Source organism: Accumulibacter sp., from assembly GCF_023806625.1.
In the GTDB taxonomy this organism is placed as follows: domain Bacteria; phylum Pseudomonadota; class Gammaproteobacteria; order Burkholderiales; family Rhodocyclaceae; genus Accumulibacter.
Window position 1 is genome coordinate 1 of record NZ_JAMTDX010000093.1, and the last position, 20,801, is coordinate 20,801.

General features: G+C 67.4%; 16 protein-coding genes and 1 pseudogene. 13 read left to right on the plus strand and 4 right to left on the minus strand.

From position 1 onward, the window contains the following. The 4 genes and pseudogenes from NFW05_RS14495 to NFW05_RS14505 all read right to left on the minus strand — a co-directional run. The coding region (locus tag NFW05_RS14495) for a transposase (protein ID WP_295308343.1) at positions 1 to 938 on the minus strand (938 nt) is incomplete at its 3' end. A 294-nt stretch (positions 939 to 1,232) separates the two neighbouring features. Beyond that, positions 1,233 to 1,400, minus strand: a pseudogene (locus tag NFW05_RS18585) (DUF6444 domain-containing protein); the annotation flags it as partial. 87 nt (positions 1,401 to 1,487) lie between these two features. Beyond that, complete coding sequence (locus tag NFW05_RS14500; protein ID WP_295308346.1) at positions 1,488 to 2,141, minus strand: SWIM zinc finger family protein; 654 nt, start codon at positions 2,139 to 2,141, stop codon at positions 1,488 to 1,490. Positions 2,142 to 2,242: 101 nt separating this feature from the next. Then, positions 2,243 to 4,564 (minus strand): Tex family protein, encoded by a 2,322-nt coding sequence (locus NFW05_RS14505; protein ID WP_295308349.1) that lies wholly within the window; start codon positions 4,562 to 4,564, stop codon positions 2,243 to 2,245. Positions 4,565 to 4,810: 246 nt separating this feature from the next. Here NFW05_RS14505 and NFW05_RS14510 point away from each other — a divergent pair, with 246 nt between their 5' ends. From NFW05_RS14510 to NFW05_RS14570, 13 genes are all read left to right on the plus strand, one after another. Continuing rightward, entirely contained in the window at positions 4,811 to 5,263 is a 453-nt protein-coding gene (locus NFW05_RS14510; protein WP_295308352.1) for a FecR domain-containing protein, read from the plus strand. Further along, positions 5,260 to 5,850, plus strand: a complete 591-nt coding sequence (locus tag NFW05_RS14515; RefSeq protein ID WP_295308355.1) for an OmpA family protein — start codon at positions 5,260 to 5,262, stop codon at positions 5,848 to 5,850. The genes NFW05_RS14510 and NFW05_RS14515 overlap by 4 nt, the downstream gene beginning before the upstream one ends. Then, positions 5,828 to 7,870 carry a CHASE2 domain-containing protein gene (locus NFW05_RS14520; protein WP_295308358.1) on the plus strand — a complete coding sequence of 681 codons (2,043 nt, stop codon included), beginning with the start codon at positions 5,828 to 5,830 and terminating at the stop codon, positions 7,868 to 7,870. The genes NFW05_RS14515 and NFW05_RS14520 overlap by 23 nt, the downstream gene beginning before the upstream one ends. Before the next feature lie 137 nt (positions 7,871 to 8,007). Beyond that, positions 8,008 to 9,705 carry a methyl-accepting chemotaxis protein gene (locus tag NFW05_RS14525; RefSeq protein ID WP_295308361.1) on the plus strand — a complete coding sequence of 566 codons (1,698 nt, stop codon included), beginning with the start codon at positions 8,008 to 8,010 and terminating at the stop codon, positions 9,703 to 9,705. 108 nt (positions 9,706 to 9,813) lie between these two features. After that, positions 9,814 to 10,782, plus strand: coding sequence for a chemotaxis protein (locus tag NFW05_RS14530; protein WP_295308364.1), 969 nt, complete (start codon positions 9,814 to 9,816; stop codon positions 10,780 to 10,782). A gap of 26 nt (positions 10,783 to 10,808) precedes the next feature. After that, entirely contained in the window at positions 10,809 to 11,747 is a 939-nt protein-coding gene (locus NFW05_RS14535; RefSeq protein ID WP_295308367.1) for a chemotaxis protein, read from the plus strand. 169 nt (positions 11,748 to 11,916) lie between these two features. Then, entirely contained in the window at positions 11,917 to 12,306 is a 390-nt protein-coding gene (cheY, locus tag NFW05_RS14540; protein WP_295308370.1) for a chemotaxis response regulator CheY, read from the plus strand. A gap of 1 nt (position 12,307) precedes the next feature. Beyond that, on the plus strand, positions 12,308 to 13,210 hold the full coding sequence (cheZ, locus tag NFW05_RS14545) for a protein phosphatase CheZ (RefSeq protein WP_295308373.1): 903 nt from the start codon (positions 12,308 to 12,310) through the stop codon (positions 13,208 to 13,210). A 10-nt stretch (positions 13,211 to 13,220) separates the two neighbouring features. After that, positions 13,221 to 15,161, plus strand: a complete 1,941-nt coding sequence (locus tag NFW05_RS14550; RefSeq protein ID WP_295308377.1) for a chemotaxis protein CheA — start codon at positions 13,221 to 13,223, stop codon at positions 15,159 to 15,161. 178 nt (positions 15,162 to 15,339) lie between these two features. Next, positions 15,340 to 16,479 (plus strand): flagellar biosynthesis protein FlhB, encoded by a 1,140-nt coding sequence (flhB, locus tag NFW05_RS14555; protein ID WP_295308382.1) that lies wholly within the window; start codon positions 15,340 to 15,342, stop codon positions 16,477 to 16,479. Further along, positions 16,472 to 18,556 carry a flagellar biosynthesis protein FlhA gene (gene flhA / locus NFW05_RS14560; protein WP_295308385.1) on the plus strand — a complete coding sequence of 695 codons (2,085 nt, stop codon included), beginning with the start codon at positions 16,472 to 16,474 and terminating at the stop codon, positions 18,554 to 18,556. Before flhB ends, flhA begins: the two co-directional genes overlap by 8 nt. Beyond that, positions 18,553 to 19,908, plus strand: a complete 1,356-nt coding sequence (flhF, locus tag NFW05_RS14565) for a flagellar biosynthesis protein FlhF (protein ID WP_295308387.1) — start codon at positions 18,553 to 18,555, stop codon at positions 19,906 to 19,908. Before flhA ends, flhF begins: the two co-directional genes overlap by 4 nt. Then, a complete protein-coding gene (locus NFW05_RS14570; protein WP_295308390.1) occupies positions 19,901 to 20,785 on the plus strand; it encodes an AAA family ATPase in 885 nt (294 codons plus the stop codon). Before flhF ends, NFW05_RS14570 begins: the two co-directional genes overlap by 8 nt. The last annotated feature ends 16 nt before the right edge of the window (positions 20,786 to 20,801 follow it).

Sequence of the window (20,801 nt, forward strand, 5' to 3'; positions counted from 1 at the left end):
ATGACCCAGTGGCGCAACAGACGTTCGGCCGCATTGTTGGTGAGCGGCAGGCTGGGGTCGAGTAGCGGCCGGATGATCGCTTCCCAATCGTTGAGCACCTCGCGGCAGAATTCGCCGAGTTTGACGAAGGGACTGTTTTGGTGGCGTTCGCACACGGCCTTGAGTTGGGCCAGGGCGGGCGCCTGTCGCTCGGCCAAGTCGTCGGAAGGACCATCGCGGGCGGCCTGGATCGCCTGCATCAGGCCACCCATCAGGTCGAGGAGTTGCTGCCCGACCTGACTGGTGTGCCGGCAAGTGGCCTCGGCGAGTCCGCGGGCCTTGCGCAGGAGATGCGCCAGGCAGCGAATGCGGTTGAGGACCGAACGGTAAACTGCGTAACCATCGCTCATCAGGCAGCCAGCAAAGCCGCCCTGAAGAGCATTGACGAAGATCTCGGCGCTGCGTGCGCCGATGAAATACACCACCGTCGTCACGGCGTTGAACACCCACAGCCACAGCAACAGGCCGCTTTCTCGCCACGGCGTCTCGTCCAGGTGGAGCAGGCCGGCGCGCTCGATCTCCTCCAGCAGCAGGTCTTCGACCGGCGCGACCTGGCCGGCGCTTTGCCGTATGGTCTGGTCGACGAGTCCGGCGGACAGTTGCAGTCCGAGCACCTCGCAGAGGAGTTCTTGAACCTTCGCGCGCGAGAGCCGATAGCGCAGGCAGAGCATGACGATCAGCCCGGCCAGGCGCGGCCCGAGCATCTGCTGGGCATCCACCCGTGCGCCTTGCCACTCGGGCAGGACCACCGCACGCGGCGGCTGATGGCGGCTACAGTGGCCGCACCCGCACAGGGCTTCCCAGAACCGGTGCTGCGTCACCCACAGCCGCAGGCCTGGGGCATCCGGATCGGCCGGCAGCACTTCGATTTCGTCGTAGCCCCCGTAGGCTTGGCCCACCGGCTTGGCTGCGAAGGGCTCGTCACAGGTCGCGCATCGCTCCGGCCAATGATCGAGCACCGCGTTGACCGTCAGCTTCTGGGTTCGACCAAACCCGGGCGCGCCCGGCTGCCGACCCGGGCGACGCACCCCTGGGGCCGCAGCGCCAGAAGTCTCCTTGGCCACCGGGGCGCCGTGATCGCCCGCCTCAGCCGTCTCTTCGGCTTCGTCGACCGGCGGCTTCGGCGGCTCGTCAGGCGCCGTGTCCGTCGGCGGATCACGCTCTGAAGCCCCACGGGATTGGCGATAGACCGAATCGCTTCCGGGCGGACGCGAACTGTTGCGCGAGTCCTGGTTCAATCGGTCCCGCGCCTCCTTGAGATCGGCCAGCAGGCGCTCCGCCAACCGCCGCACCGCTTCTTCCCCAAGCCGCGACAGGCTATCGCGGTCGAGTTGGCGAAGATCGTGGTCGGTCAGATGCATGGCAAGACGGGCTGGGCTGCGGTCAACGGCGCTCAGTCTAATACAACTCACGCCCAGTCCCCACGAAACCGCATGTGGCTTCTCAGCTTACATCGGTAAGCTTATGAGAAAAAACGATGGTACGGATTGTCGGATCGCCCACGACGGCATGCGCAGCGGCGCACAGCGGTCACGAACTCCGTCGTTCGTCCGCAGGCACGGCCGCGGGGGCTGGTGGCCAATTGGCGGGGAGAGGGAGTGAACGGTTACGAACAGACGGCTTGCCGATTCACGCACGTCCTCCGGGAACTCGCGGCCTGGACGCAGGCGGATGCGGCGCCGCCCGGCATGGTCGAGGAACAGTTCGCTGAACGCCCCCGAGAAGCCGGCTTCGAGGGCGCGCCGGCCCCCAGGCCGACTGCCGATCTGGGCGAGGAGGAACTCGACGTGCTTGCAGGTGCCGAGGTCGTTGGTCGCGAAGTCGGGGCACGAGCAGTGGTTCTCGCCGGCGTTGGCGCCGCGGATCAGCACGCGATAGCGACTCCGGCTCTCCGGATTGTAGACGGCGAACTCGGAGAAGACCGGGTCTTCGCCGAGGTTCTCGACGACGAAGCGCTGTTCGCGCCCGAACTGTTTGCGCAACGCGCGCTGCCATTCGTCGACGGCCAGTTCGGCGGGCTTGCGCAGCCGCGACAGGCGCGTTTCGCTGCTCTTGCGTGGCGCCGCCGGGCGGCGGCCGCTCTTTCCGGTCGTTCCGTTCATCGCTCTTCTGGCTTGGGGTGTGCGTCGGTGGGGGGGCGTGGAGCGAATGCTATCCGATCGCCACGCGGGGCGGGTGGACTCGCGAACCGGCGGGCGACCTTTCAGCGTCTGGCGCGGGCGAAGGCGCTGGCCATCGCTCCGGGCGGTTCGGCCGGGCGTGCCGACCGCTGCCGCGTCCTGCTCGGGGCGCCGTCTGGCGTTGCTTTGGTCGGCGCCGGCAGTTCGTCGGCGAGGCGCATGGTCAGCGCGATCCGCTTCCTGGCCTGGTCGACCTCGACGACCTTGACCTTGACCAGATCGCCGGCCTTGACGACCGATCGCGGATCCCTGACGAAGCGATCGGCGAGGGCCGAGATGTGCACCAGCCCGTCGTGGTGCACACCGATATCGACGAAGGCTCCGAAGTTGGCGACGTTGGTCACCACGCCTTCGAGGATCATCCCGGGCTGCAGGTCGCGGATGTCCTCGATGCCTTCCCTGAACGCCGCAGTCCGGAATTCGGGCCGCGGGTCGCGCCCGGGTTTCTCGAGTTCGCCGAGGATATCCACGACCGTCGGCAGGCCGAAGCGCTCGTCGACGTACTTTGCCGGGGCGAGCGAGCGCAGCTTCCGTGAGTCGCCGATCAGCTCGTTGATGCTTTTGCCGGCGTCGGCGAGGATGCGCTCGACGAGCGGGTAGGCTTCGGGGTGCACGGCCGACCGGTCGAGCGGATCGTCGCCGCCGTTGATGCGCAGGAAGCCGGCGGCGAGCTCGAAGGTCTTGTCACCGAGTCGCGGCACGGCGCGCAGCGCTTGCCGGTTGCGGAAGGCGCCGTGCTCGTCGCGATGCGCGACGATGCTCGTGGCGAGCGACGGGCTCAGCCCTGAGACTCGGGTCAGCAGCGGAACCGAAGCGGTATTGACGTCGACGCCAACGGCATTGACGCAGTCCTCGACGACCGCGTCGAGCGTCCTGGCCAGTTTCGTCTGACCGACGTCGTGCTGGTACTGGCCGACACCGATCGACTTCGGGTCGATCTTGACGAGTTCGGCCAGCGGGTCCTGCAGCCGCCGGGCGATCGACACGGCGCCGCGCAGGCTGACGTCGAGGTTCGGGAACTCGCGGGCGGCGTACTCGGATGCCGAGTAGACCGACGCGCCGGCCTCGGAGACGACGACGCTGCGCAGGCGAAGATCGGCGTGCTCGCGGATCAGCTCGCCGACCAGGCGATCGGTTTCGCGCGAGGCCGTGCCGTTGCCGATGCTGATCAATTCGACGCCGTGTCGGCGGGCGAGTTCGGCGAGCGTACGCAGGGCGCCGACGCGGTCGCGGCGGGGCTCGTGCGGATAGACCGTCGCGCATTCGAGAAGCTTGCCGGTGGCGTCGACGACGGCGACCTTGACGCCGGTGCGCAGGCCGGGGTCCAGCCCCATCGTCGGGCGCGGGCCGGCCGGGGCGGCGAGCAGCAGGTCGTGCAGGTTGGCGCCGAAGACACGGATCGCTTCGGCTTCGGCGCGCTCGCGGAGCGCGTTCAGCAGTTCGTGTTCGAGGTGGTCCGAGAGCTTGATCCGCCACGCCCAGCGCACCGTTTCGGCGAGCCAGCGGTCGGCCGGGCGGGCCTGGTCGCGGATGGCGAAACGCGCGGCGATCCGCGCCTCGCAGGGGTGTGGAACTGGCGGCGATCCGTCGGCCTCGCTGTCGAGGACCAGCGCGAGCTCGAGGACTCCCTCGTTGCGCCCGCGGAAGAGGGCCAGCGCACGGTGCGAGGGAATCGCCATGATCGCTTCGCGGTAGGCAAAGTAGTCCCGGAAGGTTGAGCCTTCGCTCTCTTTCCCGGCGACGACCGACGATTGCAGAATGCCGTGTTGCTCGAGGTGGGCGCGCAGTTCGCCGAGCAGCCCGGCGTCTTCGGCGAACTGCTCGATGAGGATCTGCCGTGCTCCTGCGAGGCAGCTGCGCAGGTCGGGGAAGCCGGCGTCGGCGTTGATATACGCTTCTGCCGTGCTTTCCGGAGAAAGTGTCGGGTCGGCGAGCAGTGCGGCGGCGAGCGGCGCGAGCCCGGCTTCGCGGGCGATCTCCGCCTTGCTGCGTCGCTTCGGCTTGTACGGCAGGTAGAGGTCTTCGAGACGCTGCCTGGTTTCGGCTGCTTCGATTGCGGCGGCCAGTTCGGGCGTCAGCTTGCCCTGCTCGCCAATCGTCGCCAGGATGCTCGCCCGGCGCGCTTCGAGTTCGCGCAGGTAGGCGAGTCTCTCGTCGACGAGACGCAACTGGGTGTCGTCGAGTCCGCCGGTGACTTCCTTCCGGTAGCGGGCGACGAACGGGACGGTGGCGCCGTGGTCGAGCAGGGTGGCGGTGGCGACCACCTGCCGCGGCTGGCAACCGACTTCGTCGGCAATCCTGCGGGCGATTCTCTCGGCGACCGGTGTCGGGTTCTGCTGAAGCATGGCTGGAGCTTCCCTGATCTCAAGATTCGAGGCGCGCACTATGAACAACCGATCGGCAAAATTCAAGGAAGGCCACTGGCGTGGGAGCAGGGTTTCTCTGGCGATGAATTGCCGTCGAACGGGGAATGCGGTTAAATGCGAGCGTTCTCGGCGGTCCCGGGGAAGTCTGGCGCCGGCAGGGAGGCCGGTAGAAGCCAGGGGGTGCTGATGAGCGGCATGCCGGAGGGGCGATAGTCGAGGTTGTCCATGCGCAGACCCCTGGTTGCCCTGTCAATGCTGGTCCTTTGCGGAGTCGGGTTCGCCGGCGAAGTGACGCCGGTCGCTGGCCTCGTCAAGCGCAGCGCCGGCGAGGTGACCGTCGAACGCTCGGGACAGCTGTGGGCCGCACTGGTCGGCACCGCGGTCCATGTCGGCGACCGGGTGCGGACGGGGGACGACGGCTCGGTCGGCATCACTCTCGCCGACGACACGCTGCTCACCGCCGGTCCGCGCAGCACGCTGCTGATCAGCGATTTCCGCTTCAATCCGACGACTCACGAAGGCAGTCTGATGGCGACCCTGCTCAAGGGGACACTCAGCGTGGTCACCGGTCTGATCGCCCGTCAGGCTCCGGACAACGTTCGCTTCAGGACGCCGACCGTCGTGCTCGGCGTTCGCGGAACCGAATTCATCGTCGAGGCACGGGGAGGCGGTGAATGAGTCGTTCGGCGATCGTCCTGTGCCTCGTCGGGTCGTGTCTCGGCGCCTGCGCCCGGCTGACCGACCATGTCGTCCTGCTGCCTGGCCAGAGTGGTCGCGTGGGTTCACTGGCGGTGGCCACCGGCTCCGCGGAGATCGTGCTCTCCGAAGCCTACAGCGGGGTCGACGTCGCCGGAGGGCAGCTGAAACCGGTGACGACGAGCGCGCAGATGGTCCGTGAAGCCTATGGCCGACTGCTCGACATGCAACCGGCACGGCCCAGGGTTCTCGTCCTCCATTTCGAGTTTGGAACGAACGCCCTGACCGCCGAATCCCGCGCGCTGCTGCCGCGAGTGCGCAGCGAATTGCTGGCGCTGCCGGCCGGGGAAGCAGTGGTCATCGGTCACACCGACCGCGTCGGTAGCGCCGATTTCAACGATCGCCTGTCGCTGCAGCGGGCCGCCGTGGTCCGCGACCTGCTCGTCGCCGCCGGAGTCGCGCGCGAGGCGATCAGCGTCGTCGGGCGCGGGGAGCGCCAGCCGGTGGTGATCACTGCCGACGAAGTCGCCGAGCCGCGCAATCGTCGTGTCGAGATCAAGCTCCGCTGAGCGGCGAGCCGGCCGCGGCTATCGGGCGATCGCCCTCGATCCACGACTGGCCATCGGCATCGCGCTGCTCGGCGTGTTCATCGCGCATGCCCTGCGCCATCTGGAGATCGATCCGCTGAATCGGCTCGACGCGTTCTTCCACGATGCGCGGGTGCGCGTCTTCGCGCGCGAGCCGGTCGATGAGCGCATCGTGATCGTCGACATCGACGAACGCTCGCTCGCCGAGCTCGGTCGCTGGCCCTGGAGCAGGGCGCGGCTGGCCGATCTGGTCGAGCGCATCTTCTCCGAGCAGGGCGCGCTGTTGCTCGGCATCGACATGATTCTCGCCGAAGCCGACGAGAGCTCCGGGCTCGCTTCGCTCGCGGCGCTGGCTCGCGGTCCGCTGCACGCGAACGCGGATTTCCGGAAGGCGCTCGAAGAACTGCGCCCGGCGCTCGACTACGACGGTCGTCTGGCGGCCGTGCTGCGCCGTCATCCGGTGGTTCTCGGATTCCATCTGTCATCCGGTGAGGCCGCCGTGCGCGTCGGCGAACTGCCGGCGCCGTTGGTCACCGGGGCGGACGTCGCCGATCCGGCCGCGCGGTTGACCCAGTGGACGGGCTACGGCAGCAGTCTGCCGATCCTGCAGCGGGCGGCGACGGCTTCCGGGTTCCTCAGCGCGCCGGTCGATCCCGACGGCGTCACCCGCCGCGCGTTGCTCGTGGCGGCAATCGACGGCCGAGTATACGGGGCCCTCTCGCTGGTCGTCGCGCAGTTGCTGATCGGCAGCTCCGCAGTCGATCTGCGCTGCGCTGGCGGATCGGCGTCAGGCGCAGCGCTGGCGGAGATCCGCCTGATCTCGCCACGGGGCTCGCTGCGCATCCCGACCGACGGGGAGGGCGCCGCGTTGTTGCCGTTTCGCGGCGGCCGAGGAAGCTTCCCGTATCATTCGGCGGCCGACGTGCTTACCGGACGTCTCGCGGCAGGCAGCCTGCAGGGGCGGGTCGTGCTGCTCGGAACGACGGCACCGGGTCTGCTCGATCAGCGGGTCACTCCCGTCGGGGAGGCGTTTCCGGGAGTCGAGGCGCACGCGAATCTGCTTTCCGGGCTGCTCGACGAGCGTCTCGTGCACCGCCCCTCGTACACTCCGGTGATCGAGGCCGGCTGTCTGCTGCTCGTCGGAATCGGCCTGCTCGGGGGTCTGCCGCGGCTTTCTCCACCGTGGTCGGTCGCCGTGACGCTGCTGCTGATGCTGCTGTTCACGGTTGCCAGCCTGCTCGCCTGGGCCTACGCACGCCTGGCGCTGCCGATGGCCGCGGTGCTCGTGCTCGCCGGGATGCTGCTCGTCGTGCATCTCTTCTTCGGGTCGTTCATGGAACTGCGCGCCAGGAGACATCTGGCCGCGCTTTTCGGGCAGTACGTACCACCCGAGCTCGTCGACGAGATGAGCCGCGATCCGGCGAACTACAGCATGGACGGGCGAAACGCCGAACTGACGGTCCTTTTCGCCGACCTGCGGGGCTTCACGACGCTGGCCGAGTCGATGCCCGCGGACGAACTGGCGAGGATGATGAACGACTATTTTTCGGTGATGACCGAGGTCATCCGCAGGCACCGTGGTACGCTCGACAAATATATCGGCGACGAGATCGTCGCCTTCTGGGGAGCGCCGGTGGCCGACGAGCAGCATGCCCGTCACGCGGTCGATGCGGGTCGTGAGATGCTCGCCGCTCTGGCCGGCGTCAATCGGCGATTTGCGGCGCGTGGCTGGCCAGCCCTGCAGATCGGCATCGGCATCAACACCGGGACGATGGTCGTCGGTGACCTCGGCTCACGCCACCGGCGCTCATACACGGTGCTCGGCGATGCCGTCAACCTGGCTTCACGGTTCCAGGGATTGTCCAAGGAGTACGGGGTGGCGATGATCATCGGCGAGGCGACGCGCGACGCGCTCGGCGGGTATCCCTGCCGGCCGCTCGACTGCGTCGCGGTGCGCGGCCGTGCCGTGCCGGTGGCGATCTATGAACCGCTCGGTTCGTAGCGCCCGGTCCGCTGCGAGGAAGATGCTGGCCAGTGTCGCCGCCGGCATCGGTCGACAGTTCGTGGCGCTAAAGGCGCTGGCGAACGCTGCCGTACATGTGCGAGGGAGAAAGGGATGAGCAAGAGGAGGAGTGAAGGATGAGCGGAATCGCCTGGAAGGTCCGTGCTGCGGTGCTCGTGCAGGGACTCGCCGCGCTGCTCGCGGCACTCGTGGTCAGCGGCCGCTTGGCGACCGGCGCGTATGCCTGGCCAGTGGCGGCGCTGCTGATCGCAGTCGTCGCGCTGTCGGTCGACGTCTTCTTCGAGACCACGCTGGTCAGCCGGCTGAAGCGGCTTCGCGAGACGATCGGCAGCATGTATGCCGACGGCGATCTGACTCGCCGGGCGGTGGCCGAGGGAAAGGACGAGATCGCCGAGGTGGCCGGCGAGTTCAACCGGCTGATCGGCAGTTTTGCAACGATCGTCGGCAAGGTGCTGTTCAATTCGCTCGAGGTCGGCACGGCGTCGAAGGAACTGATCAGCGAGGCCAACCGCGTCGTCTCGGGTTCGAACCAGCAACGCGACGCGGCGCTGGCCACCGCCGGCGAGATGGGCGAACTGACCGAGAACATGGCCCGGGTGAGCAGCAACGCGAGTGAGACGGCGTCGATTTCCGAGGCAGCGAACGCTCTGTCGGCCGAAGGGATGGGCATCGTCGGCAGCGCCTCTGCGGAGATGGAACAGATCGCCGCTTCGGTGACTCAATCGGCGCGCGTCGTGGTCGCTCTCGGCGATCGCTCGCGGGCGATCAGCGGCATCGTGCAGACGATTCGCGAGATCGCCGACCAGACCAACCTGCTGGCGCTCAACGCGGCGATCGAGGCGGCTCGAGCCGGTGACCAGGGACGCGGCTTCGCGGTCGTCGCCGACGAGGTGCGCAAACTCGCCGAGCGGACCTCCCAGGCGACCGGCGAGATCAGCCAGATGATCGCGGCGATTCAGGAAGAGACGCAGAGCGCGATCGCCAGCATCGAGGCGGGCAGCGGGCAGGCGCGCAAGGGCGCAGAGCTGGCCCGACAGGCCGCCGAGTCGCTCGAACGGATCAACCGCGGCGCCCGCGGGACGATGGAAAAGGTCGATGCGATCGCCGCTGCGGTCGCTCAGCAGACGCGCACCGGTCAGAACATCGCCGAGCACGTCAGCCGGATCAGGGAGATGGCCGAGGCGAACAACGCGATCGCCGCCGAGGCGCTGCTCGCCGCCGACCACGTCGAGTGCCTGGCCGAGAATCTCAACGAGGTCGGCAACGTCTTCCGTCTCGGTCGGGCCGGCGAAGAAGCGGTGGCGACCCATGCGCGCATGCCGGCGATCATCCGTCAGGCGGCGCAGACGGTCGGCGAACTCTTCGAGAAGGCGATCGCCGCCGGCCGGATCGCCGGCGACGACCTGTTCGACGACCGCTACCAGCCGATCCCGAATACACGCCCGCAGAAGTTCAGGACCCGTTTCGACGAGTTCACAGACCGGAGCGTCGGGCCGTTGCAGGAGAATCTGCTCGAGCAGCACCGCTGGCTCATCTACGCGGTCTGCGTCGACCGCAACGGCTACGCGCCGACGCACAACCGCAAGTTCTCGCAGCCGCTGACCGGTGACGAGAAGGTCGATTTCGTGAACAACCGGACGAAACGGATCTTCGACGATCCGGTCGGCAAGCGTTGCGCCAGCCACGAGCAGCCCTTCCTGCTGCAGACCTACCGTCGTGACACGGGCGAGGTGCTGCACGACATCTCGGCGCCGATCTACGTCAATGGCCGGCACTGGGGAGGTTTCCGGATCGGCTACCGGACGGAGTCATGATCGGGCCGGCGTGCCTGGATGCGCTGGCGCGAGACCGGACACGCTACGCCGGATCGACGATCTCCAGGGAGGTGGGCTCTGCCCCGTTCTGCGAGGAAGAAGAGTGACATGTCGGATCTGCTGAAAGACGTCGATGCGCGAACCCGGCTCGCCGGGACCAACAAGCTCGAGATTCTCCTTTTCTCGCTGGGCACCGATTCGCGGACCGGAAGACGCGAGACCTTCGGGATTAACGTCTTCAAGGTTCGCGAAGTCATGCGCACGCCGGCGATCACCGCCGCGCCGGAGATGCCCGACTGCGTCGAGGGAATGGTCAGCCTTCGCGGCATGCTCGTTCCGGTCGTCGATCTCGCCCGCTATGCGCGGGTGGCGGCGACCACGCCGCGCTCGATCATGATCGTCACCGAGTACGCCGGCCACACACAGGGCTTCCTCGTCGAGGCGGTGGACACGATTCTGCGCCTCGACTGGAGCCAGATGCGTGTTCCGCCGATGATGCTCCAGGCCGAGCTCGGTGGGCTGGTGACCGCGGTCACCGAGCTGGCGGACGGCAGGCTGGTGATGATCATGGACGTCGAAAAGATCCTCTCGGAGACGACGGCCTACGATGACGAGATCGTTTATCGTAATATCAAGCCCCTGGACAACCCGGAACTGACGGTCGTCTTCGCCGACGACTCGGCCGTCGCGCGCCGGCAGATCCAGCGAACGCTCGAAGCGATGGGGGTCCGGTACCTGGCCGCGGTCAATGGTCTCGAGGCCTGGGATGAACTCCAGAGAGTTGCGGCCTATGCGCAGACTTCAGGCCGCCGGATCAGCGAACTGGTCAGTCTGGTGCTCACGGACATCGAGATGCCCGAAATGGACGGCTACATGTTGACCAGGAGGATCAAGTCCGATCCGCGCTTCGCCGGCGTTCCGGTGGTCATGCACTCGTCGCTCTCGGGCATGTCCAATCAGCAGCTCGGCAGGTCGGTCGGCGTCGACGAGTATGTGCCGAAGTTCGAGCCGCAGCGTCTGTCGGAGACGCTGGCGCGCCGGCTGCAGGGGTCGGTCGCGGCGTTGCCGGCGAGTTGAGCGGACGATCGGGCGGGAGCGGGGCGATGGATCTGGCGCAAAGGGAGAGCGTTCTCGAAGGGGTCGACGCACGGACGCAGCTGGCCGGGTCCAACCGGATGGAGATCCTGCTCTTCTCGCTGGGCACTCGCGAGACTTTCGGGATCAACGTCTTCAAGGTGCGCGAGGTCGGGCGCACGCCGCACATCACGCGGACGCCGAACATGCCGCGCGGGGTCGAGGGGCTGATCTCGCTGCGTGGCAACGTGATCCCCGTCCTGTCGCTGATCACCTTCCTCGGCTACCGGCAGCAACCGGAAGGTTACGGGCGGACGATGATGGTGGCCGAGTACTCGAAGCGCACGCTCGGCTTTCTTGTCCATGAAGTCGACCGGATCGTGCGCGTGGACTGGGAGAAGGTGCGCGCGCCCGAAAACGTGTTGTCGTCGAACCATGGGCTGATTACCGCGGTCACCCAGCTCGACGACGGCAAGCTGGTGTCGATCCTCGACGTCGAACAGATCCTTGCCAACGCCTTTGGCGAGGCGGTGATCGTCGACATCGAGCCGGTCAAGGCCGAGCGCGAGGTGAATGTCTTCTTCGTCGATGACTCGCTGGTCGCGCGCCGGAAGATCGGCGAGGTGCTCGACCGGCTCGGGGTTCGCCACAAGCATGCGACGAACGGCGCCGAGGCGTGGACCAGGCTGCAGGGGATTGCGGCGCATGCGGCGCAGACCGGCCGGGATCTGCGTGACGAGATCGGGCTCATCCTGGTCGACGCCGAGATGCCCGAGATGGACGGCTACGTGCTGACCAGGCACGTCAAGGGCGACGCCCGATTCGGAGGAATCCCGGTGGTCATGCACTCCTCCCTGTCGTCGCAGGCCAACCATGCGATGGGCAAGGCGGTCGGGGTCGATGCCTACGTGGCCAAGTTCGATGCCGGGGTGCTCGCCGACACGCTGCGTCCGCTGCTCGAGCGCTGAGACGTCGCCAGGCAATCGTCGCGAGCAGGCCGGGATCGCGGGGTCGGGGGGCGAATGACGGAACGTCTCCGATCGATGGGTGAGCCGTGCGCGAGTCGGCCACACGCTGGTCGCGCAGCGGGTTCATTGACCGCCTGCGGGGAAAAGGGAAGGCACACAGGAGCAACGAATGGCTGATCCGAAGATGCGGATTCTGGTGGTGGACGATTTTTCGACGATGCGCAGGATCGTCCGGAATCTCCTCAAGGAGCTGGGTTACGCGAACGTCGACGAGGCCGAGGACGGCGCGGTCGCCCTGCAGAAGCTGCAGGGCGGGGGGATCGACTTCGTGGTCACCGACTGGAACATGCCGAACCTGGATGGCCTGCAGCTGCTCCAGGCGATTCGCAGTTCGCCGGCGCTCAAGCATCTGCCGGTGCTGATGATCACCGCCGAGGCCAAGAAGGAGAACATCATCGCGGCGGCGCAGGCCGGAGCCAGCGGCTACATCGTCAAGCCGTTCACCGCCGCCACGCTCGCCGAGAAGCTGCAGAAGATATTCGAACGGATGGGTGGCTGAGATGAGCGAGGCGAACATGTCCGGCGACAGCAAGGAACTCGAAGATCTGTTCGACAGCATCGCTGCCCAGGTCGCAGGCGGCCACGCCGCAAGCGCCGTGGCCGGCGCGGAAACTGCGCAGCCGGATGCGCGCCCCCGGCCGTCGTCGCGGCCGTTCGACGAAGCGATCGACGAGAGCGCCGATAGCGACGCGCTGCAGGCGCTGTTCGATTCGGTCTCTGCCGCCGCCGACGCGTCGCGCGCGGCGGCAGACCACCCGGCAGGAGCAGAGCCGCCAGCCGGTGAGCAATGGGATGGACAGGATCGGGTGTTCCGGCGCGTCGGCCAGATGGCCCGCCAGCTCCACGACACGCTCGGCCAGCTGGGTTACCACGAGCTGCTCGAGAGCACGGTGGCGGCGATCCCCGACACCCGCGACCGGTTGAACTACGTCGCCAGCCTGACCGAACAGGCGGCGTGCCGCGTCCTCAACGCCGCGGACATCGCCAGTCCCCTGCTCGACGAGCTCGAAGCGGCGTCGGCGGCGCTGGCTGTGCGTTGGGACGCGCTCTTCGCCAACCAGATCGGCGTCGAAGAGTTCAGACGGCTGGCCGAGGAGACTCGGGCCTATCTCAAGCAGGGTCTGCCCGCGAAGACCAGCGCGACCAAGGCGCAGTTGCTCGAGATCGTCATGGCGCAGGACTTCCAGGACCTGACCGGCCAGGTGATCAAGAAGATCATCCAGGTCGCGCAGGACCTCGAGGCGCAGCTGATGGGCGTGCTCATCGAAACACTGCCCGGCGAGCGCAGGACGGATTCGCTGATCAGTCTGCTCAACGGGCCGGTGATCAACGCCGAAGGGCGTAACGACGTCGTCGCCACGCAGCAGCAGGTCGACGAGCTTCTCGGCAGCCTGGGTTTCTAGGAGACGCGCGATGAGCGACTTTCCCGGGATGGAGGACCTGCTCCAGGATTTCCTTCAGGAGGCTGGCGACCTCCTGTCGGACGTCGACAACAAGCTCGTCGACCTCGAGAGGAGCCCGGCCGATCGGCGACTGCTCAACGACATCTTTCGCGGCTTCCATACGATCAAGGGGGGCGCCGGCTTCCTCGACGCGCGCGAACTCGTCGCGCTCTGCCACCTGACCGAGAACGTCTTCGACCGGCTGAGGAACGTCGAGATGACCCTGACTCCGGCGCTGATGGATACCATCCTCGCCGCAACCCAGGGCATCCGCAGCATGTTCGCCGAAATCGGGCAGCAACGGCAGCCGGCTCCGGCGGCCGCCGATCTGATGGCCGCGCTGCGTTCGGCGTTGGCCGGCGGCGACGCCGCCCAGCCGGTGGCCGCTGTCCCGACGGTTGGTGCGGCAGCAAAGGCCGCGCAGTCCGGTGCGGGGCCGGCGCCCCTGGCGCCAGAGAGCGGGCCGGACTGGCAGGCGTTGCACCAGGCGCTGACCGGCCGGACGTCCGAGCCTCCGGCGCGAGCGGCGCCGGAGCAGGCCCCTGTGGCGCCGGTCGCAGCGCCGGTCGCTGCCGATCCTGGCCAGCTGCAGCCGCATTTCCCGCCCGAAGGACGGCGCGCTTCCGACCGGCCCGGCGCGGCGATGAGCGGCGTTCCGGCGGGCCGACGTGCCGACGAGAGGGCGGCCGCGCGCGAGACGACGATACGCGTCGACACCGCCCGCCTCGATCAGGTGCTCAACCTGTCCGGTGAAATCGGGCTGACCAAGAACCGGCTGACCAGCCTGCGCGCAGAGATCATCGCCGGCCGAACCGACAGCGAGACGCTTCAGGCGCTCGATCAGGCGGTCAGCCAACTGGATCTGCTGGTTTCCGACCTGCAGAATTCGGTGATGAAGACGCGCATGCAGCCGATCGGGCGCCTCTTCCAGAAGTATCCGAGGATTGCCCGCGATCTCGCCAGGCAGCTCGGCAAGGACGTCGAACTGGCGCTCGTCGGCGAGGAGACCGAAGTCGACAAGACGATGATCGAGGACCTCGCCGATCCGCTGATCCACCTGATCCGCAACGCCGTCGACCATGGCGTCGAGTCACCGGACGAGCGCCGCGCGGCGGGCAAGCCGGCGAAGAGCGTCGTCCGCCTCGAAGCGCGCCAGGAAGGTGACCACATCGTGCTGATGATCGCCGATGACGGGCGCGGCATAAGTCCCGAACGGATCCGCGCCAAGGCGGTCGAGAAGAAGATCATCAGCGAGGAAGAGGCGAACACGCTCGACGAGCGGCAGAGCCTGAACCTGATCTTCCTGCCCGGCTTCTCGACGATGTCGCAGGCTTCGTCGATCTCGGGCCGGGGCGTCGGCATGGACGTCGTCAAGACGAACATCCAGAAGCTCAACGGGTCGATCGAGATTCGCTCGGATCTTGGCAAGGGCTCGGTCTTCGTCATCTCGCTGCCGCTGACCCTGGCGATTCTGCCCGTCCTGCTCGTCGTTCTGGGCGATCAGCCGTTCGCGCTGCCACTGTCGATGGTCCGCGAGATTCTGCCGATCGACCAGTCGAAGATGCAGGAAGTCGGCGGCCGGGACACTCTCGTCGTCCGCGGCGAGATCCTGCCGGTGATCGCGCTCGCACATCTGCTCGGCTGGCCGCAGGCGCGGGAACCCGAGTACGGGGTGCTGATGCAGACCGCCGAGCGCAGCTTCATCCTCGCGGTCGACAACTTCGCCGGTCGCGACGACGCGGTGATCAAGGCGCTCGACGACTTCCGTCCGCGCGGCGTCGCCGGAGTGACGACGCTCTCGAACGGCCAGATCGTACTCATCCTCGACATGAAGGAACTTCTCGCCGACCTGGCGACGCACGCCGATCGCGAACAGCGCAGCACTCAGCCGAGGGTCGAACTGTTCGCCTAGCCTCGCCGAGTCGCTCGTGCCGAACTGACGGGGGCTGCGGCCCCCGCTTTCGTTCACCCGTCTGCAGCAAATGTTGTGCCCGTGCAACTGTTCGAGAACGGATCTAAATAAACGCCGATACTGCTTTATTTTAACGAAGAAATTTTTATAATAGCCTGGACTTGACCGGAACCTGGACATGGCCGAGGAAAGCGATCTCGAACGAACCGAAGCGGCGTCGGCCAGACGCCTCGAACAGGCACGCGAACAGGGCCAGGTGCCGCGTTCGCGCGAGGTCGGCGCGTTTCTCGTGCTGATCACTGGCGCGGGCGTCTGTGCGCTGCTCGGACCGTCGATCGTCGAGCGGCTCTCGGCGCTCTTCCGGCGGGCCTTGATCGTCGATTCACGCCTGGCCGGCGAACCATCGCTGATCGTCGTTCGCCTCTTCGAGGTGGCCGTCGAGTCGTTGTTCATCTTCGCGCCGCTGCTCGCCGCCCTGCTGGCTGCCGCGCTCCTCTCGCCCTTTCTGGTCGGGAGCTGGAATTTTTCGCCGGCGGCACTGGCTGCCGACCTCGGTCGTCTGGACCCGCTGAAGGGGCTGGCGCGCCTCTTCTCGTGGACGGCCCTGGCTGAACTGGTCAAGGCGGTGGCCAAGGCCGTGCTGCTTGGTGGCGTCGCCGCCTGGGTCCTGTGGACCGAGCGCGGCGATCTGCTGGCCATGTTCGGGCAGTCCGTCGCGGCAGGCCTGGCAAACTCGGGGCAACTGCTGAGCGTCACCTTTCTGATCATCGTCTCGGCGATGCTGCTGATCGTCGCGGTCGATGTGCCGTTCCAGATCTGGCAGTACCACGAGCAGCTGAAGATGAGTCGCCAGGAGGTCAGGCAGGAGAGCAGGGAACTCGAAGGCAACCCCGAGATCAAGGGACGCATCCGTCAACTGCAGCGAGAGGCGGCGCGCAGGCGGATGATGGCCGCGGTGCCGTCGGCCGACGTCGTGGTGACCAACCCGGGCCACTATGCAGTCGCCCTGGCCTATCGCAGCGGGATGGCGGCGCCGCGAGTGCTGGCCAAGGGGATCGGCGAAATCGCCCTGCGCATCCGCCAACTGGCCGCCGACCACGGTGTTCCGCTGGTCGAGGCGCCGGCGCTCGCCCGGGCCCTCTACCGGCACGTCGAACTCGACGAGGACATTCCTTCGGTGCTCTACGCGGCGGTCGCCGAGGTGCTCGCGTACATCTACCAGCTGAGCCGCTGGCGCGAGACCGGCGTCGGCCAGCCGGTTGCGCCAGGCGCGATCACTGTTCCCGACGGGCTCGATCCGGAGGCGGCCAATGGCTAGCGCGAGTATCGCCCTGCAGGACTTCCTGGTCCGTTTCGGCCAGCGACAGCTCGCCGGCCCGGTGCTGATCCTGCTGATTCTGGCGATGATGGTGCTGCCGCTGCCGCCGTTTGCGCTGGATCTGTTCTTCACCTTCAACATCGCCATTTCGGTCATCGTCATGCTGGTCGCGATGAGCGTGATGAAGCCGCTCGATTTTTCGGTCTTTCCGACAGTGCTGCTGGTGACCACGCTGCTCCGCCTGTCGCTCAATGTCGCGTCCACCCGCGTCGTGCTGCTCGAAGGGCACACCGGCCCCGCGGCGGCGGGCCAGGTGATCGACGCTTTCGGTCATTTCCTGGTCGGCGGCAACTACGCGGTGGGACTGGTCGTATTCACGATCCTGGTGGTGATCAATTTCGTGGTCATCACCAAGGGCGCGGGGCGGGTGGCCGAAGTGGCCGCGCGCTTCACGCTCGACGCGATGCCCGGCAAGCAGATGGCCATCGACGCCGACCTCAACGCCGGCCTGATCGGCGAAGACGAGGCGCGCAAACGCCGGGCGACGATCGCCGAGGAGGCGGATTTCTTCGGTTCGATGGACGGTGCGTCCAAGTTCGTTCGCGGTGACGCGATCGCCGGAATCCTGATCATGCTGATCAACATCGTCGGCGGCCTGTTCGTCGGCGTCCTGCAACACAATCTGGACCTGGCCACGGCGGCAAGAAGCTATACGCTGCTGACCATCGGCGACGGTCTGGTGGCGCAGATCCCGGCGCTGATCATCTCGATCGCCGCGGGCATGGTCGTGACGCGCGTCGGCGACCAGCAGGACGTCTCGCAGCAGTTCCTTGCCCAGCTGTTCGGCAATCCGCGGCTGCTCTTCCTCACTGCCGGGATCGTCGGCGTACTCGGCCTGATCCCCGGCATGCCCAACTTCGTTTTCCTGCTGCTCGCTGGCGGGCTCGGCTACACTGCGTGGCAGATGCAGAGGCGGCAGCAGGCGGCCGCGCCGGTGGCCGTGGCAGCCGTTCCTCCGACGGCGCGGGAAGTGCAGGAAGCCAGCTGGGCCGACGTCGTTGCGCTGGACGTGCTCGGCCTCGAAGTCGGCTACCGGCTGATCCCGCTGGTCGACAAGGCTCAGGATGGCGAATTGCTGCGCCGCATCCGCGGGATCCGCAAGAAGTTCGCGCAGGACGTCGGTTTCCTCGTCTCGCCGATCCATATCCGCGACAACCTCGAGCTGAAGCCGAACGCCTATCGGATCTTCCTCAAAGGTGTCCAGATCGGCGAGGGCGAGGTGTTCCCCGGCAATCTGCTGGCGATCAACCCCGGGCGTGTGGCCGGAGACGTGCCCGGAACTGCGACGCGGGATCCGGCGTTCGGGCTGCCGGCGCTGTGGATCGATCCGCTGCTCCGCGAACAGGCTCAGGCCTACGGGTACACGGTCGTCGACCCGAGCACGGTGATCGCGACGCACCTCAACCACCTGATCCTCTCGCACTCGGCCGAGCTGCTCGGCCGGCAGGAGACGCAGGCCCTGCTCGACCACCTTGCCAAGGACATGCCCAAGCTCGTCGAGGAACTGGTGCCCAAGGCGCTGCCGCTCGGCGCCGTCCAGAAAGTGCTGCGCAACCTGCTCGACGAGGGCGTTCATCTGCGCGACATGCGTACGGTGATCGAGACGCTCGCCGACCACGCCCCGCGAGTTCAGGACCCGGAGGTGCTGACTGCGCAGGTGCGTATCGCTCTCGGGCGGTCGATCGTCCAGGCGCTATACCCTGCGGGGGCCGAAATGCAGGTGATGTCGCTCGATCCGCAGCTCGAACGGTTGCTGCTGCAGGCCGTGGCCGGCGCCGGCGACAGCGCGGCGATCGAACCCGGACTGGCCGACACGCTGATTCGTGAAGCCGTTGCCGCGGCACAACGTCAGGAGGAGGCTGGCCTGCCGGCGGTGCTTCTGGTTCCGGCAACCCTGCGCCCGCTGCTCTCCCGTTTCCTTCGGCGCAGCATTGTCCAGCTCAGGGTCCTGGCGCACGGCGAAGTGCCTGAAGAGCGGATCATCAAGGTCACCTCAGTTATCGGACAGCGACCATGAACGTCAGGAAATTCATCGCCGGGACAGCGCGCGACGCCCTGCGCAAGGTCAAGGAAACCCTTGGGCCGGATGCCATCATTCTCTCCAATCGCGGCATTCCCGGCGGAGTCGAGATCATGGCGGTCGCGGCCCGGGACATGGAGCTGATCGTTCCCGCGGCAGAACGCGAAGCTCCGCGCAGCGGTGATCGGGGACCTGCGCCGGTGCGCGAGGCCATGCCGGCGAAGCCGGCGGTCGGCGGCGCCAGGCCGGCCGAACGCCCGCTCTCCGAGGAGGTCCAGCGAGGCAGCGTCGCACCGGCGCCACGGACGCCGGCACCGCTGGCCGTGCCGGTGCAGCCGAGACTCGATCTTCCGGTCCATGGGGTCGCGACGAGCCCTCAGCAGGAGGCCGCCGTGGTTCCGGCGGCGGTACTCGAGGAAATCCGCACGCTCCGCCGTCTCGTCGAACAGCAGCTGGCCGGCTTTGCCTGGGGTGAAGTGGCGCGCACCGACCCGGTGAGAACCGCCGTTCTGCGGCACATGCTCGACGCCGGCTTTTCGCCGCAACTGGCTCGCGAACTCCTCGCCGATCTGCCGGGCGACCTCGATACGGGACAGGCGCTGGCCTGGGCGAAGGGCGGCGTCGAACGTGGCCTGTCGACGATCGACAGCGAGACCGACATCGTCGACCAGGGCGGCGTTTACGCGCTGGTCGGTCCGACGGGCGTCGGCAAGACGACGACGACGGCGAAGCTTGCCGCGCGTTGCGTCTTGCGCCACGGGGCTCGCAAGCTCGCCCTGGTGACCACCGATGGCTACCGTATCGGGGCGCACGAGCAACTGCGCATCTATGGCCGGATTCTCGGCGTCCCGGTTCACCTGGCGCGCGATTCCCGCGACCTGCAGGCGACGCTCGATGACCTGCAGCACACCCACATGGTCCTGATCGACACCATTGGCATGGGCCAGCGCGACCGGCTGGTCGGCGAGCAGATGGCGATGTTCCAGGACAGACGGGTGAACTGTCTGCTGCTGCTTCCCGCGACGAGCCGTGGCGACACGCTCGACGACGTGGTCAGGGCCTACAGCGGGCTCGGCCTTGCTGGCGGCATCCTGACCAAGGTCGACGAGGCGGCGAGCCTGGCCTCGTCGCTCGACGTGATCGTCCGGCAGCGTCTGCGACTGCATTACGTCTCGAATGGCCAGCGTGTCCCCGAAGACCTTCACCTGCCGAATCGTGCCTACCTGCTGCACCGCGCGTTCAGGGACCTGCCCGAGGGCTCGCCGCACCGCCTCGGCGGGATCGAGCCCGGTCTGGTGATGGCCAGTTCGGCGACCGGCGGTCTGACGGCCGGAGGCCAGCGTGGCTGAACTGTACGGCGATCAGGCGGCAGGCCTGCGCCGCCTTTTCGGCACGCCGCAACTGCGCATCGTCAGCTTCGCTTCGGGCTGTGCCGGTGTCGGGAAAAGTCTGTCGGTGATCAACCTGGCGACGATCCTCGCCGGGCAGGGCAGGGAAGTCGTCGTTTTCGACGAGAACGCTGAAGCCGGCGTGCCGGCCTTCTACGGCGCGCCGCTCGAAGGCGATCTGTTGCAGGTGGTGCACGGCGAACGATCGCTTGCCGAGGTGATGCTGCGCGTCGCGCCAGGAATTCGCGTCCTTCCTGCGGCCAGGCTGGTGCGCAGGCTGTCGCGACTCAGCGAGCTCGAGCAGCGGGTGCTCGTCGACTGCCTTGGCGAAATCGAACCGCCCGTCGAGGTCATCCTCGTCGATACTTCGCTCGACCATCCGTTGGCCTTCTCGCCGCTCGGGCTCGCCGCCGACGACACGGTCGTCGTCGTGACCCCCGACCCGGCGGCGATCACCGACGCCTACGCGCTGATCAAGAAGGTCAGTCTCGGCTATGCGCGGAAGGATTTCCGGATCCTCGTGAACCAGGCGCGTTCGCCGGGGGCGGCGAGGGCGATCCACGACCGGATGGCTGGTCTGACCGGCAGTCGGCGACTGGCCCGGCTCGATTACGCCGGCTACGTGCCCTTCGACGAGCGCCTGGACCAGGCCGCACGACTCTGTCAGCCGGTATCGGCGCTGTTTCCCGATGCCCCGGCAGCCAGCGCGTACCGACGACTGGTCGGTGAGCTGCTGAGCTGGCCGGCTGGTCGTGATGGTCCGGCGAGGCTCGGTAACTTCGTGCAGTTGCTGCTACACTTGAGCCAGCGTAGCGACCCCGCTGCCATCTACGCCTGAAAGCCGGTCCCCAGTC

Excerpts from the sequence above, each read along its gene's own strand:
- NFW05_RS14510 (WP_295308352.1), top strand. The coding sequence starts at position 4,811 with ATGCGCAGACCCCTGGTTGCCCTGTCAATGCTGGTCCTTTGCGGAGTC.
- NFW05_RS14505 (WP_295308349.1), bottom strand. The coding sequence starts at position 4,564 with ATGCTTCAGCAGAACCCGACACCGGTCGCCGAGAGAATCGCCCGCAGG.
- cheZ (WP_295308373.1), top strand. The coding sequence starts at position 12,308 with ATGAGCGAGGCGAACATGTCCGGCGACAGCAAGGAACTCGAAGATCTG.
- NFW05_RS14535 (WP_295308367.1), top strand. The coding sequence starts at position 10,809 with ATGGATCTGGCGCAAAGGGAGAGCGTTCTCGAAGGGGTCGACGCACGG.
- NFW05_RS14525 (WP_295308361.1), top strand. The coding sequence starts at position 8,008 with ATGAGCGGAATCGCCTGGAAGGTCCGTGCTGCGGTGCTCGTGCAGGGA.
- flhA (WP_295308385.1), top strand. The coding sequence starts at position 16,472 with ATGGCTAGCGCGAGTATCGCCCTGCAGGACTTCCTGGTCCGTTTCGGC.
- NFW05_RS14530 (WP_295308364.1), top strand. The coding sequence starts at position 9,814 with ATGTCGGATCTGCTGAAAGACGTCGATGCGCGAACCCGGCTCGCCGGG.
- NFW05_RS14550 (WP_295308377.1), top strand. The coding sequence starts at position 13,221 with ATGAGCGACTTTCCCGGGATGGAGGACCTGCTCCAGGATTTCCTTCAG.
- NFW05_RS14500 (WP_295308346.1), bottom strand. The coding sequence starts at position 2,141 with ATGAACGGAACGACCGGAAAGAGCGGCCGCCGCCCGGCGGCGCCACGC.
- NFW05_RS14515 (WP_295308355.1), top strand. The coding sequence starts at position 5,260 with ATGAGTCGTTCGGCGATCGTCCTGTGCCTCGTCGGGTCGTGTCTCGGC.
- flhB (WP_295308382.1), top strand. The coding sequence starts at position 15,340 with ATGGCCGAGGAAAGCGATCTCGAACGAACCGAAGCGGCGTCGGCCAGA.
- cheY (WP_295308370.1), top strand. The coding sequence starts at position 11,917 with ATGGCTGATCCGAAGATGCGGATTCTGGTGGTGGACGATTTTTCGACG.
- flhF (WP_295308387.1), top strand. The coding sequence starts at position 18,553 with ATGAACGTCAGGAAATTCATCGCCGGGACAGCGCGCGACGCCCTGCGC.